This window comes from Spirosoma taeanense, assembly GCF_013127955.1.
Lineage (GTDB): Bacteria > Bacteroidota > Bacteroidia > Cytophagales > Spirosomataceae > Spirosoma > Spirosoma taeanense.
In genome coordinates, this window is record NZ_CP053435.1 from 4,648,791 (window position 1) to 4,662,811 (window position 14,021).

The window sequence follows — 14,021 nt, forward strand, 5'->3', positions numbered from 1 at the left end:
TGAGCCGCCGAAAAGTTGCAGAGAACGGATGCGGCATAGCCTGGGAAAGACCGACTTATTAACCGGCTTAAGCCCCCGGCAGCAGGTTATGTTCCAGCGCATACCGCACTAAAGCTGCCGTGTTGGAGCAATTAAGCTTGCTCATCATGTTGGCCCGGTGCGTTTTAACCGTTAGCGGACTCAGGAATAACTGCTGGCCAATCTGCTCATTCGTAAAACCATCGACAATGAGTCCCAGTACCTCGCGCTCGCGCTGGGTGAGCGTTTCACCGTAAGCCGATACCGGTGGTTTGCGGTTGGCCAGTCCATGAAACAGCACCGGGGCCAGTTCAGTGCTAACATAAATCTGCCCCCGGCTGATGCTTTCCATGGCTTTGACGAGTTCGGTTTTGCCCGTGTTTTTAACCAGATAGCCATCTGCCCCCGCCCGAAGCATCTGGCGAACGGTATCGTAATCATTAGCCATACTGACGGCCAGCACCCGCACGTTAGGAAACTGCTTTTTGATCCGCTTGGTGGTTTCTAGACCGTTCAGTTCGGGCATCTCAACGTCCAGCAGAATGCAGTCGACGGGCGTTGTGGACAGGAAAGTCAGAACCTCCAGACCGTTTCGCGCTTCGCCAACCACCTCGCATCCTTCGATTCGTTCCAGCAGGCTTCTTAGCCCATCTAAAAAAAGCTGATGGTCGTCGGCTAACAGGATGCGGGTGGGCATGGCTAAGCAGATGGTGCGGAGATTTTAAACAAATATAAAAAATGGTGTGGATAGATTAGCAAGTCAAAAGTACGTTCCTTATTAAGCGTATACATCCCCCGAAAAGAGTAGATTTTTATCTACTTCTTTTGGCGGTCAGGGTCTGCAAAATCCGGGCGAATATCGGCTCAGTCAGATTTTACGAACCGGCTCAAAAAGCCTTTCTCCTATCAGGGTGCGCCTTCTGCCCGGATTTGCCTAATATATATTACTTCACGGATTAACTAAACGGATGGCTACACTAAACGGAGTAGATGCCCTCCGAATCACCGTTTCGTAAAAACGCAGTAAACAATAGCAGGTCATTAATCGTCTTATTGCCATCCAGTTACCACACCATGCACGATGAACTACAGATTATGGCTCACGCTGTCCGCAGCGTGGCTGGCCCTTTCAACCCAGGCGCAGTATCGCGTCCGTCATTACACTTTACAGGATGGCTTAGGCAACGGGGGCGCTTACTACCTGCTGAAGGATTCAAAGCGCTATCTGTGGTTTCTTTCCCAGGATGGAATCACCCGGTTTGACGGAACACGATTTGTCAATTATGCGCCATCAACGGAGCCTCCGGACCAGAATCAATCGCGACCCGGCCCAACCGGCAATACAGGTAATGGACTAGCCGAAACGCCCAACGGCGACCTCTGGTTTGGCACGGAGCAATGCCTGAATCACTACGTTCGCGCAACAAATCGTTTCAAAACGGTTTTTGCCCGAGATCGTAACGGTAAACCTATCCGGACCATGACGCACGTTATTGACGCGGACAGTCAGGAGGTCTGGTATATTAACGAAGCTCAAGGTTTAATGAGCTTCAACTGGCGCACAGGCCGGTCTAAATTGCACTCGTCGTTGCTGCGCCACAATCCGGCGCACGACATTCAATACATTAAACACCGGCGCGAATCGGCCGAGATCTGGCTTCTGCTGCCCGACAACGGGGTTGTGTGCTATAATTACCGAACCAAGCAGAGCCGCTCGTTTTTCAGCAGTCGTACGGATAACCAGGCGGGAGCACCACGGCCTTTCTCTACGCTCTACCTGGCGTCCAACGGCCTTGTCTGGCTCGCTTATACCGACGTTTTAATCGCCCTGAACCCCGCTACCGGCGACAGTCAGACGTATCCTGTCCCGACTGCTATTGGGACGAGCATTCCCACGGCCATTGTACCCGATCAGCGGGGGCAGTTATGGGTCCCATCAGGTAATGCCGGGATTTATATTTTTGGCCTTGCACAACGAGGCTGGGTAGCTTCCCTGCACCATAATCCGTATGATCCAAACAGCATTGCCAGTGAGGCAATACCCGAGCTTCTCATTGATGAAGAGAACATTGTCTGGTGCAATGCCGATCCGGCGGGACTGGACCAGCTGATTCCGGATATACACGGCGTGCGCCACTATAACAACGATTCGCTGCGACAACCCACGTTAAGCGATCATACCGTGATGCAGATCGAGGAAGATCGGCATGGTCAGATCTGGATTGGTACTTACCTGAATGGAATTGATGTCCTGAACCCAAAAACCGACCAGATTCGGCACTACGCCGTGTCAAACGAGCCGGGCGCACTACCGTCCAAAGTAATTGAAACCTTGTATAAAGATCGTCAGAAGCGTATCTGGGTTGGCAGCGGACGTAATGATCTAAGTTGGTACGATGAGACTTCAGACCGGTTTGTTCGGGTTACCGGTGCCGGTTCTGACTCCCTGCCCGCCGGAGGCCGCATCTATCAACTGGCCGAACGGGATGACGGTCAATTCTTCGTCAGCACCCTAAAAGGTCTTTACCTGCTCAACCCAGCCACCAACCGGTTTCGACTGCTGGCCGACCAAGACGCATGGTTCACGCGGGCCCTGTACTACGACCAGAAGCGACGCTGGCTTTTTGCCGGCAGACGTCTGCACGATCTGGTCTGTTATGAAGATTTAGGCAACCAGATACGCGTACGGTATACTGCGCTGCCAGCAGTCAGTGTCTATGACATTTCGCCCGATACAGATACCAGTCGCCTTTGGGTAGCTACCTTGCAGGGGCTGTATTTGCTACAGGCTAAAGATGGAAAAATTCTGCGTCACTGGACTGAGCGGGATGGCCTCCCACACCATGTCGTTTATAGCTGCCTGCCCGACCAGGCCGGTAATCGCTGGATCAGTACGAACCGGGGCATTGCCGTGTTGAATCCGCATACGGGTCAAATCCGGCGCGTTCATTCCATACCGCCGACCGAATTCAACGGCAATTCATTTTTGAAGGCTCAGTCGGGCGAGTTCTATTTTGGCAGCACCATTGGTCTGTTCCGGTTTGACCCGCTGAAGCAAACGGCCCGGCCCCATGCCTTGTCCGTAGCGCTGACCGGTCTGCTCATCAATGACCAGCCCATACAGCCTGATTCGAACGTAACCGAGCTAAACACCCTGAAACTGTTGCCCCAGCAGTACACCGTAACGCTACAGTTTGGCGCAATTGATTACGTTAGTCAGGGAATGAACCGCTACCGGTATCGATTAACGGGCTATGATCAGGACTGGGTGGAAAGCGGAATCGTCAATACGGCACGTTACGTCAATCTGCCCGCCGGCCAATATACCTTCGAGGTGCTGGCGGCTGACGCCGAAGGACGCTGGACCCCTTCCGCGCGCCGGCTGGTCGTAACGGTTGTACCGCCTTTCTGGCAAAAAAGCTGGTTCGTAGCCTTGCTGGTGTTCTTAACCGGACTGATCGGCTATGTAAGTTTTCGCACATATCTGGTCGGGCAGTTACGTCGGCAGCGACGTGAGTTCAAACTTCAGGCAGTCTCGCAGGAAGCGGAACGCGAACGGATCGCCCGGGATCTGCACGACCACATCGGCCCCGATCTGGTGGCCTTAAAATTACAGTTGGAGGCCGCCAGCGAAGACGTAGAAACCGAACCTACGCGCCTGGTACTGGAACGCACTATCGAACAGGCTGATCGGATCATAACCGACCTTCGGCAGATATCACACGCACTCATGCCCACCGGCCTGCAACAGCAGGGATTGGCAATGACCCTGAGTAAGTTCGTTAGCCAGCTAAACGGCGGGTCCGGAAAACCCGAGATCAATTTCACGCACGCGCTCGACGAACCGTTGCCCGAATCGCATCAGCAGGCCCTGTTGCAGATTGCCAAAGAACTGATCAATAACGTTCTGAAGCATGCTCAGGCTACCGTAATCGACGTTGAACTGTATGAGCAGAATAACGAGGTTTTTCTGACGGTCTCTGATAATGGCCGGGGGTACGATCCCCGGGTCACTTCGCCAGCAACCGGTATCGGGCTGCGGAATGTCCGCAAAACGGTTAACCGTCTGCAGGGCCAGTTCACTATTTTAGCGAAACCAACCGGTGGGATGAGCCATCAGGTCGTGATTAAAAATAAGCTTATCGCTCCCAGACGATCTTCGAAATCGACAGGGCAGCCATAGCCACCAAAGCCAGACCAAGTACACCCGTTCCGAGGAGAATGGCGCCCATCGCCCAGCCCTTACCCCGGTAGTGCTCTTTGTTGCGGTTAATGGTTGTCAGGCTGGCTACACCCAGCAGAGTTGCCGAAAGCGGAACGCTGACGGCCAGCACCCAGGCCATTGTTGTGCCGCCCGGTACGAACAATAATCCAAAGGACAACACGGCCAGGCCCAGCGCAATCAGAGCCGGTTTGTAGGTTTTCCGGCTCGTACTGTGTCGGTCAATCTGGTGCGACTTAGGCGCGACGTGCGCGGCTGTTACGGCCCCCAGTAACCGGCTGAAGCGATGCCCCTGGTAGCTATCCGGATTCCGATGCCGGGAAGATTTCTCATCGGCTAAACCAGCTTTACTGGCTGACCGACTTACCGAGGGAATCGGCTCAGCTACGGCTCCGGGTTCATCAGACACGGGCCGGGCTAATGCTTCCGACAGGTCAGCGCTCCGGGGTAACGTGTCGGTCGAAGCCGTCAAAACGGCTAATCCTGGTTTTTGGTGTTCGAACGTAGTAGCCTGAGACTGGTAGTAGGCGTAACGGGCCGGGCCACAACCCGATACCAGAAGAACAATAGATAGAAGGAAGGCATGCCGACGGCCGCCAGATTGCGAACGAAGCAGGAACATGTAAGAGGCAGTAAAGGTTAAGTCATACGGTTCAGTTGGGAAAACTAGGGAATTGACCGTATTTTTGCAACCAATTCAGACAGTTCTTTTTTTATCGGTAGATTAAATAGTTTAGGCGGGATGCTCAACAGGCGACTACTCCGAATCAAGGTCATGCAGGCGTTATACGCTCTTCGGCAGGCCGAATTCTCTAACCAGCAACTGGCCCTCGACGGCATTGCTGATCTTTTCCAGCCCGACCTCAACTCGATGGTGCCGCAGGACAAACGGCAACTGGAAGGTTATCGACAGCTTGCGGGTCTGCTCTTTGAAGAAGCCATCAAAACCAATCAGCCCGCTCAGGACGAAGATGCGCCCCAGAAAGTGCTCAAGGCAGCGAACGACGGTCTGCTGTTTTACCAGATCCGGGGCAAGAAAGATCGCCAGCACCTGGCTCAGATGATGATCAAGCAGGTAAACGGCATTTATGAAGATTACCTCCGCGTTTTGCTATTACTCGTTGAACTGGGACAGGCCGCCCGCATTGATCGCCAGCGTCAGTACCGCGACGTTGACGAAACTCCATTCCCTTTCGAATCAGACCTCAATGACAACGGTGTTGTGCAGGCGCTGGCCGCGCATCAGCCGCTGCAGAACGAAGCTGTGCGGCATGGCATCTCGTGGGCCGATGATCTCGGCTTTGTGCGCAAGGCACTGCGCGAAGTCCTGAAAACCGACGAAACCTACCGCGCTTATTGCGAGAAAATAAAGCACACGTCCGATGAAGATCAGGCGCTGGTTCAGTACATTCTTCGGACGCTGATTTTCAAACATGAAGTTATCCGGGACCACCTGGCCGAGATTGACCTGAGCTGGATTGAAAACAGCGAGGTGGTGCGGGGACTGGCCATCCGTACGCTCAAATCGGCTCAGGGCCCGACCGGCCTGAAACTCGAACCCCTCACCGATGACTGGGAAGAAGACGAGCTTTTCCTGAATACCCTGTTTCAGAAGTCGCTCGAAAACGACGCCGAGTATGAGCAGTTGCTGGCCGATCAATTGAAAAACTGGGATGTGGAGCGCGTAGCCATTCTCGACAAGATTATCCTTAAACTGGCTGTCTGCGAGTTGCTTAACTTCCCCAACATTCCAATAAAGGTGACCATTAATGAATATATCGAACTGGCAAAGGCGTACAGTACGCCTAAAAGCGGTAAATTTGTCAATGGAATCCTCGACAACCTTTCCGAAAAGCTTCAGGCTACGGGGCGTTTACGTAAGAGTGGACGCGGGTTGTTAGACAATAAATAAGTTACGCAGTTATAGAGTATGACCGCTGGATAAACCCGGTAACTTTCGTTACTCATCAACTGTATAACAGAAAAACTCTTTTTGCAATGAGCAGAACTGGCCGCGATTTAACCTTTATTCTGACCGGAATTGCCACTGGCGCTATTATAGGCTTACTGTATGCCCCCGAACAGGGCAAGATTACGCGTGACCGATTGTCGTTTCGACTCTCGAAATACCGCGAACAGCTCGAACACATGATCAACGACCTGCTGAACTCAGCCGATCTGCCGGAGAACTTTTCGAAGAATGAAGGCCAGCGCGTGGTGAACGACGCCCGCGAGAAGGCCGAACGGCTCCTCGAGGACGTTGATCGGCTGATGGCGCAGATCAAGCAGCAGAACGCATAAATTACGTTAAAAAGGCTTTTACGGATTGTGGTTGGCTGACATAGCAGAAATCCTGTGGCTGCCAGCCACTAACTATAAACAGCCTATCACAATCTGGTTTTCACAGATGCACATCAGAAACTGGCTTCTCGTCGCGGCTCTGGCTGGTATTGGTCTCGGGCAGTTTAGCTGCGATAACCGGCAACAGGGCGAAACGGCAAAGGCGGCAGCGTCGGAGAAAATGCCGAGGATTACCTTCGCCGAGACAGGTGTCTTCGACTTTGGGCAATTGACCGAAGGTGATACGGTTGAGCATGTTTTCAAATTCACCAACACGGGCGAATTTCCGCTGATCATCAACAACATAACCGCTTCCTGTGGCTGCACAACGCCCGAATGGCCACGCGAACCGGTAGCCCCCGGCGCTACTTCCTCTATCCGGGTTCGGTTTAACAGCCGCGGCAAAAGCGGAGAGCAGAATAAGACCGTTACGGTCTTCGCCAATACGAACCCGTCGATGACGGACCTTCAGTTCAGAGCTATGGTGAAGCCGAAATCGGATTCAACAGGTTCTAATTCTTAACAGGCCAACCTTTTTATCACCCAGACTATGTACTCCATTCTTTTACAGGCTTCGGCCAGCTCCAACACATCAATGATCTCCAATGTGCTGTTATGGGTCGGTATCATTATCGTTTTTTACTTCTTCATGATTCGTCCGCAACAGAAAAAGCAGAAGGATCAGAAGAACTTTGTGGAAAACCTTAAAAAAGGAGATAATGTCGTAACCATCGGTGGCTTGCACGGCCGCATCGTATCCGTTGAAGGCACAACCGTAACTCTTGAAGTTGACCGGGGCGTAAAGATGGTCTTTGAAAAGTCGTCTATTTCGCGGGAAGCTACCATTACCAAACCCGAAGAAACCGAAAAGTAAGGCTTTAAACCAAGTTGCGCCTGTGCTGTTGATAGGTCAGCACACCAGCCCGGCTTCCTATACCCACGTTCAGCAACTGCCCTGTTTTATCTGTGATACCCGCTCAAAACGCCCGCCCATTCCAGCCAACAAAAGCATTGCTTTGTTTGGGCGCAGCCACGCTGTTCTGGTTTCTGAGCGCCTTAAACAGAAATGGCTACACCCTGAATGTAGAGTATCCGGTGCGGTTTGTGTATAACGACTCGCTATATGTGCCGACCACGCCCCTCCCCCGCACCGTGCGCGTAAACGTTTCGGGCGATGGCTGGGCGCTGCTACGTCATTCGTGGCTGCCGTTCCGGGTCGAGCCGGTCGATTACATGGTCAAAAACCCCTTGCAGGCATCGGTTATTAATACCTCCTCGCTGACCGCAGCGCTGGCTGAGCACATAAAAAAACTGCACGTAAATTACGTCGTGGCCGATACGCTCGAAATGGGCTTTGACCGGCGCATGATCAAAACGATCCGGCTCCTGCCCGATAGTCTGCACATTAATCTGGCCCCTCGTTTTATTGTGTCGAGCGTAATTAACCTAACCCCGCGTACCATTCAGGTTGAAGGTCCGGAACACCTCGTGCGCGGGCTGTCAGATACGGTGTTTGTGAAGATTCCCCGCAAACGTATTGTTGACAACTACGACGAAGAAGTCCCGCTGAACTATTTTCGCCATCCGCTCCTGCATACCAGCACCGACCGCGTTGCGGTGAGTTTTGAAGTTGGCGAACTCCTCTCTCCACCGGGTCAGTAACGGGTCTTCGCAACGCATGAAAGCTCCCCTGCAGATTGGCGTAACGGGCGGTATTGGGTCGGGCAAGAGCCTGGTATGCCGTGTATTCCGTGCCCTCGGTATTCCGGTTTATGAAGCCGATGAACGCGCGAAATGGCTTACGGAACACGACCCTATCCTGAAAGCAGACATAATCCGGGTGCTGGGACCCAATGCATATGACCCAATCGGGCGTTATGACCGGGCCTGGGTGGCGTCGCAGGTATTTTCTGATCCTGTCTTACTGTCCCGGCTCAATGCCGTTATTCACCCCCGCGTGGCCGCCGATACATTGGGCTGGACGAATGAGCACGCAGCCCAGCCTTACGTGATCAAGGAAGCCGCCCTGATGGGAGCCGCCGGCGCCAATAATACGCTGCACAAAGTGGTTGTTGTACAGGCCCCTGCAACATTGCGTATCGAGCGGATTCGCCTGCGCGACCCGTTCCGCTCCGATCAGGAAATTAGCAACATCATCAACCGCCAGGTCAGCGACGCTGAGCGGCTCAGTATCGCTGATTACGTACTCGAAAACGACGAAAGGCAGTTATTGCTTCCACAAATTATGGCGTTGCACCACGAATTTTTGCGACAGGCAGCCGAACAGCGCGTTACCAGACGGTAGTCAGAGAGGATACTTTCCACCCTATAATTCGATCAGATTTTCTGAAACCTTTCGATATATCTACCAGTTCCATAGGAAAAATCTAAGCAACAAATACGTTATGAAACAATTCCTGATGGTAGCTGGATTACTGACCGTAATCTATAGCTGTTCCCCCCGGGTAACTGTCGATAGCAACAGCCGGGTTAACTTTAACAAGTATAAAACATTTGCCTGGATGGATTCCGATGTTAAGGCAGGACAAAATCCATTGTACTACAACCAGCTGGCAACAGAGAGCGTCGAAAATACGATGGCAAAAGTTCTGCAGGATAAGGGCCTTCAACAAGTTGAATCGCGCCCGGATCTGCTGGTGGGTTATCACTTCTTTGTTGAAGACAAAACACGCACCGTCGCACAGCCTGTTTCGCCAATCTATGGTCCTTACTTAGGCTGGGGTCGATGGGGTTATGCGGGCTGGGGCCCCGGCTGGTGGGGCTGGGGCGGACAGCAGTACGTTCAGCAGGAGTATCAGTCCGGTACGTTGGTAGTTGATATGGTCGATGCCCGCACGCACCAGTTAGTGTGGCGGGGCTCTATTCAGAACGCCGTTGCTGATCCGGCCCGGATTACTGCGCAACTGACCCGCGAAGTGGAACGAATCACCGAGAAATTCCCCGATCGGAATAGCTAGGTAGTTGATGAGAATACAAAACGGCCCCGACCTAACAGTACGTCGGGGCCGTTTTGTATTCTGTGCATTAACTTTAGGGCCAGAGCGTTGTCGGATAAGTTCCTTCGTCATGCAGGTTCCGGAGCGCAGCCTGAACAGTTGGCTTATCTTCCGGGTAAGTGACGCCAAACCAGGCCGAGCGGCTACGAAACACCTTGCAGTTGCCCGTGTTGGTCTGAATCAGATTCGTCATCACGGTCGGAATATAAAACTCGGCCTTGGGCGCATTGATGTTGGCAATGGCGTAGCTTTCAAACTGGTGCTGAACCAGCGGAAAAACAGAGGGTTTGAAACCCCAGAAATTCATAGAAACTGGCGTGTCGGGTGCCAGTGGGGTTAATCCATCGGCTTCTTCGAAAACAATCTGCCCGTCTTTCTCGTAGATTTTTGTCCGCTCGATTACCGACGCCAGGTTACCATTTTCGCCTACGTCGCATACGCCCCGCGACACCGACCCATTCTCCGACAGGGTATTTTTTACTTCGTAGCCGACCATAGCGTGAAGCTGATCGTCGGTATTGGTCTTCAGGAAGTCGCTGATTAGCTGGAACGCTTCGAAACCATAAAAATCGTCGGCATTGATAACGGCAAACGGCGTGTCAACGTGGTTTTTGGCGCAGAGCATAGCATGGCCCGTTCCCCACGGTTTTGTCCGGACGACTTCTCCTACCTCAGCCGGTACATATGAATTCAATGCCTGAATGGCATAATCCACCTCGATTTTACCGGCCAACTTTTTACCAAATATTTCTTTAAAATCGGCGCGGAGTTCTTCCCGAATGATGAACACCACCTTGCCAAAACCGGCTCGGATAGCGTCAAATAACGAATAATCCATGATGGTTTCGCCGTTCGGCCCGAACTGGTCGAGCTGCTTGATACCACCATAACGGCTGCCCATACCGGCTGCCAGGATCAGAAGGGTAGGTTGCATTTTTAAGTCTGATAAAACAGTTGTCGATCGTCAAATAAGGCAAAGATTGCCCGGCACGTGTTGCCCGGCCAAAATTAGGAAAAACGCATCGGGCTACCTACCGAAAGCTACACTCCCTCCTCTATAACCGCTTTATCATTTATTTATAAAATTTTTTCTTAACAATATTCTATTTCTGGTAGTTGTCGTTATAATTGTGAGCAAAACAATAGTTGCTTTAACAAGTAATTATTTTTCATCACGCAGATGCCTTTTTATCATTCACTCGGTCAGATTCCAGCTAAGCGGCACACGCAGTTTGCCATGCCGAACAAGGCTGGATTGTATTACGAACAACTGTTCGGAACCATCGGCTTCGATGGCATGTCGTCGCTGCTGTATCATATTCACCGCCCGACCATGGTTCGCGAAGTTCTGGAAAGCGTGGACGTAACGCCAAAGCTGGCTGTGGCGAAGAATATGCTGGCGCGTAAGTTGATCGGCTTTAAGGTTGAGCCAATTATAACCACTGCGCCCGACGATTTTCTGGAGAGTCGGGTGCCGCTGCTGGTCAACAACGATCTCATCATCGGGCTGGCGGCTCCGCGCCGGGGCCTGACAACGTATTTCTATAAAAATGCCGATGCCGATGAGCTGCTATTTGTTCATCGCGGCTCAGGGCGGCTCCGGACGCTGTTTGGCTCACTCGACTTTGGTTATGGCGATTATCTGGTCATCCCGCGCGGCATGATCTATCAGATTGAGTTCGAGACTTCCGAGCAGCCGCGGTTATTATACGTGGAGTCGCACTCGCCTATCTATACGCCCAAACGGTACCGCAACCACTTCGGGCAGATGCTCGAACACGCGCCGTTCTGCGAACGCGATATTCGGCGGCCGCAGAGCCTCGAAACCCACGACGAAATCGGCGATTTTTTGATTAAAATCAAGAAACAGGGCGCCTTGCACTCGCTGGTTTACGCCAGCCACCCGTTTGATGTGGTTGGCTGGGATGGCTACAATTATCCGTATGCGTTCAACATCCAGAATTTTGAACCCATTACGGGTCGGGTGCATCAGCCGCCCCCAGTCCATCAGACCTTCCAGACCGATACGTTCGTGGTCTGTTCGTTCGTGCCGCGCCTGTTCGATTACCACCCCAAGGCGATTCCGGCGCCCTATAATCACTCGAACATCGACTCCGACGAGATGATCTATTACGTTGACGGCGATTTCATGAGCCGCAACGACATTGCGCCCGGTCACATTACACTGCATCCGGGCGGCATACCACACGGTCCGGCTCCCGGCGCCATGGAGCGCAGTATTGGCAAGAAAGAAACCGTTGAATATGCGGTCATGGTCGATACGTTCCGGCCGCTCATGATTACCGAGCAGGCCCTGGCCATTGACGATGGAACGTACTACAAATCGTGGCTGGAGTAACTGGAAAACCAGAATTACGCGCTGTTACCCAAACCTGAACAACCATCAACAAATCGTAATGGAAGCCTTAGATCTTTTAGAACCTCAGTTAACCGACGATTTTCTGCCGCTCAACGGCACGGATTATCTGGAACTTTACGTCGGCAATGCCCGGCAGGCAGCGCATTATTTTCAGACGGCATTTGGCTTTCAGCCCGTTGCCCACGCCGGACTGGCCACGGGTCTACGCGACCGCGAATCCTACGTTGTGCAGCAGGGCAAAATCCGGCTGGTCCTGACCTCGCCCCTGCATGGCGACTCAGCAATTGGTCGGCACTTGGATCAGCACGGCGACGGCGTTCGGGTGGTGGCTCTGTGGGTCGACAACGCTACCAAAGCGTTTGAGGAAACCACCAGCCGGGGTGCCAGGGCGTTTATGGAGCCAACCCGCGAGCAGGATGAACATGGTTACGTGGTCCGGTCGGGCATTCATACCTACGGCGATACAGTGCATGTATTCGTTGAGCGGAACGACTATAGCGGCCCTTTCCTGCCCGGTTATGAAGCCTGGAATCCAGCCTATCGCCCGACTGATGTGGGCCTGAAGTACGTCGATCACATGGTGGGTAACGTGGGCTGGAATGAAATGAACAAATGGATGCAGTTCTATCAGGACGTCATGGGGTTTCAGCAGCTCGTTTCGTTCGATGATAAAGACATCTCGACCGAATACACGGCCCTGATGAGCAAGGTCATGAGCAACGGCAATGGTCGGGTCAAATTCCCGATCAATGAACCTGCCGAGGGAAAGAAAAAGTCGCAGATTGAGGAATACCTCGATTTTTACGGTGGACCGGGCGTTCAGCACATTGCTGTTGCTACCGACAACATCGTTGAAACAGTGATGGCGCTGCGCGACCGGGGTGTTGAGTTCCTGACCGTGCCCGACACCTATTACGACGATCTGGCCAGCCGCGTCGGCCCCATTGACGAAGAGATTGCGACGCTCCGGCCGCTGGGCGTGCTGGTCGACCGGGACGACGAAGGCTATCTGCTTCAGATTTTCACCAAGCCGATCTGTCCACGTCCAACGCTGTTTTTTGAAATCATTCAGCGCAAGGGCGCCCGCTCGTTCGGAAAAGGCAACTTCAAAGCGCTTTTCGAAGCCATCGAACGCGAACAGGCCTTACGGGGAACATTATGATTTAGTGAATGAGCGATTGAGTGAATTAGGGTTAGCTCTTTTCACTCAATCACTAAATCGCCAACTCACTCAATATCATGATTCAGGATTATTCAAAATATACTGACGACGATCAGGCGGTCTGGAAACTCCTGTTCGAGCGGCAGATGGAGCGGTTACCCGGCCGGGCCAGTCAGGCGTATATGGACGGGATAATCGCGACGGGTTTTCCGAACGTGCGGATTCCGGACTTTGAACGGGATCTGAACCCGCGGCTGGCCCCGCTGACGGGCTGGCGCGTGGTAGCCGTGCCCGGACTGATTGGCAATCGCGAGTTCTTTGAACTCATGGCCGACCGCCGGTTTCCGGCAACGACCTGGCTACGCAGCCGCGATCAGCTCGATTACCTGCCCGAGCCCGATATGTTCCACGATACGTTCGGGCACGTGCCTGTGCTGACGAATCAGGCTTTCTGCGACTTTCTGGCGGCCCTGAGTCATATTGCTCTGCGGTTTGTCGATCACGAAGAAGCTATTGAGATGATTTCACGGCTCTACTGGTACACCGTCGAATTTGGGCTGATTCGGGAAGCCAATGGGCTGCGTATTTACGGCGGGGGCATCCTTTCATCGCCGGGTGAGACGATTTACAGCCTGGAAAGCGACGTCCCTAAACGAATACCGTATGACGTAGCTACGCTGCTTCAAACGCCCTATATCATTGATCATTTTCAGGAGCAGTATTTCGTGATCGATTCCTACGAGCAGTTGTACCACTCCGTGCCGGAGATCGAAGCGACGCTGGAGGGATTACTGGTTAGTTAACTAATTGGTCATTAGCTTCGCGGCAGTAAGTCGTCATTGGGTGTTGCATTACGTTTTACGTTGGCCACGATGACGACAA

Annotated in this window: 14 protein-coding genes; 11 read left to right on the top strand and 3 right to left on the bottom strand. The window is 52.8% G+C overall.

The window, feature by feature from the left end; translation table 11 throughout:
* Nucleotides 1-67: 67 nt before the first annotated feature.
* Nucleotides 68-715 (bottom strand): response regulator transcription factor, encoded by a 648-nt coding sequence (locus HNV11_RS19305; protein ID WP_171741219.1) that lies wholly within the window; start codon nt 713-715, stop codon nt 68-70.
* 384 nt (nt 716-1,099) lie between these two features.
* On the opposite strand from HNV11_RS19305, the gene HNV11_RS19310 reads away from it, so the two are divergent.
* Complete coding sequence (locus HNV11_RS19310; protein WP_171741220.1) at nt 1,100-4,201, top strand: ligand-binding sensor domain-containing protein; 3,102 nt, start codon at nt 1,100-1,102, stop codon at nt 4,199-4,201.
* Here the strand turns inward: HNV11_RS19310 and HNV11_RS19315 are convergent.
* Nucleotides 4,158-4,862 carry a hypothetical protein gene (locus HNV11_RS19315; RefSeq protein WP_171741221.1) on the bottom strand — a complete coding sequence of 235 codons (705 nt, stop codon included), beginning with the start codon at nt 4,860-4,862 and terminating at the stop codon, nt 4,158-4,160. The two genes, HNV11_RS19310 and HNV11_RS19315, sit on opposite strands and share 44 nt — an antisense overlap.
* A gap of 153 nt (nt 4,863-5,015) precedes the next feature.
* Between HNV11_RS19315 and nusB the strand changes: the two genes are divergently transcribed.
* From nusB to HNV11_RS19350, 7 genes are all read left to right on the top strand, one after another.
* A complete protein-coding gene (gene nusB, locus HNV11_RS19320) occupies nt 5,016-6,152 on the top strand; it encodes a transcription antitermination factor NusB (protein ID WP_171741222.1) in 1,137 nt (378 codons plus the stop codon).
* A gap of 86 nt (nt 6,153-6,238) precedes the next feature.
* Nucleotides 6,239-6,541, top strand: a complete 303-nt coding sequence (locus HNV11_RS19325; RefSeq protein ID WP_171741223.1) for a YtxH domain-containing protein — start codon at nt 6,239-6,241, stop codon at nt 6,539-6,541.
* A gap of 106 nt (nt 6,542-6,647) precedes the next feature.
* The gene (locus HNV11_RS19330; RefSeq protein WP_171741224.1) at nt 6,648-7,103 is read left to right on the top strand and encodes a DUF1573 domain-containing protein; all 456 of its coding nucleotides are present in this window, start codon (nt 6,648-6,650) and stop codon (nt 7,101-7,103) included.
* 27 nt (nt 7,104-7,130) lie between these two features.
* Nucleotides 7,131-7,454 carry a preprotein translocase subunit YajC gene (gene yajC / locus HNV11_RS19335; RefSeq protein WP_171741225.1) on the top strand — a complete coding sequence of 108 codons (324 nt, stop codon included), beginning with the start codon at nt 7,131-7,133 and terminating at the stop codon, nt 7,452-7,454.
* Nucleotides 7,455-7,546: 92 nt separating this feature from the next.
* On the top strand, nt 7,547-8,242 hold the full coding sequence (locus HNV11_RS19340) for a YbbR-like domain-containing protein (protein ID WP_171741226.1): 696 nt from the start codon (nt 7,547-7,549) through the stop codon (nt 8,240-8,242).
* 16 nt (nt 8,243-8,258) lie between these two features.
* On the top strand, nt 8,259-8,885 hold the full coding sequence (coaE, locus tag HNV11_RS19345) for a dephospho-CoA kinase (RefSeq protein WP_171741227.1): 627 nt from the start codon (nt 8,259-8,261) through the stop codon (nt 8,883-8,885).
* Between the two features lie 100 nt (nt 8,886-8,985).
* Nucleotides 8,986-9,558, top strand: coding sequence for a DUF4136 domain-containing protein (locus HNV11_RS19350; RefSeq protein WP_171741228.1), 573 nt, complete (start codon nt 8,986-8,988; stop codon nt 9,556-9,558).
* A gap of 73 nt (nt 9,559-9,631) precedes the next feature.
* On the opposite strand, the gene HNV11_RS19355 is transcribed toward HNV11_RS19350, so the two are convergent.
* Complete coding sequence (locus tag HNV11_RS19355; RefSeq protein ID WP_171741229.1) at nt 9,632-10,531, bottom strand: nucleotidyltransferase family protein; 900 nt, start codon at nt 10,529-10,531, stop codon at nt 9,632-9,634.
* A 246-nt stretch (nt 10,532-10,777) separates the two neighbouring features.
* On the opposite strand from HNV11_RS19355, the gene HNV11_RS19360 reads away from it, so the two are divergent.
* The 3 genes from HNV11_RS19360 to phhA all read left to right on the top strand — a co-directional run bounded on the left by HNV11_RS19360 (nt 10,778) and on the right by phhA (nt 13,942).
* Complete coding sequence (locus tag HNV11_RS19360; RefSeq protein ID WP_171741230.1) at nt 10,778-11,956, top strand: homogentisate 1,2-dioxygenase; 1,179 nt, start codon at nt 10,778-10,780, stop codon at nt 11,954-11,956.
* Between the two features lie 58 nt (nt 11,957-12,014).
* The gene (gene hppD / locus HNV11_RS19365) at nt 12,015-13,139 is read left to right on the top strand and encodes a 4-hydroxyphenylpyruvate dioxygenase (protein WP_171741231.1); all 1,125 of its coding nucleotides are present in this window, start codon (nt 12,015-12,017) and stop codon (nt 13,137-13,139) included.
* Nucleotides 13,140-13,216: 77 nt separating this feature from the next.
* Nucleotides 13,217-13,942 (top strand): phenylalanine 4-monooxygenase, encoded by a 726-nt coding sequence (phhA, locus tag HNV11_RS19370; RefSeq protein ID WP_171741232.1) that lies wholly within the window; start codon nt 13,217-13,219, stop codon nt 13,940-13,942.
* The last annotated feature ends 79 nt before the right edge of the window (nt 13,943-14,021 follow it).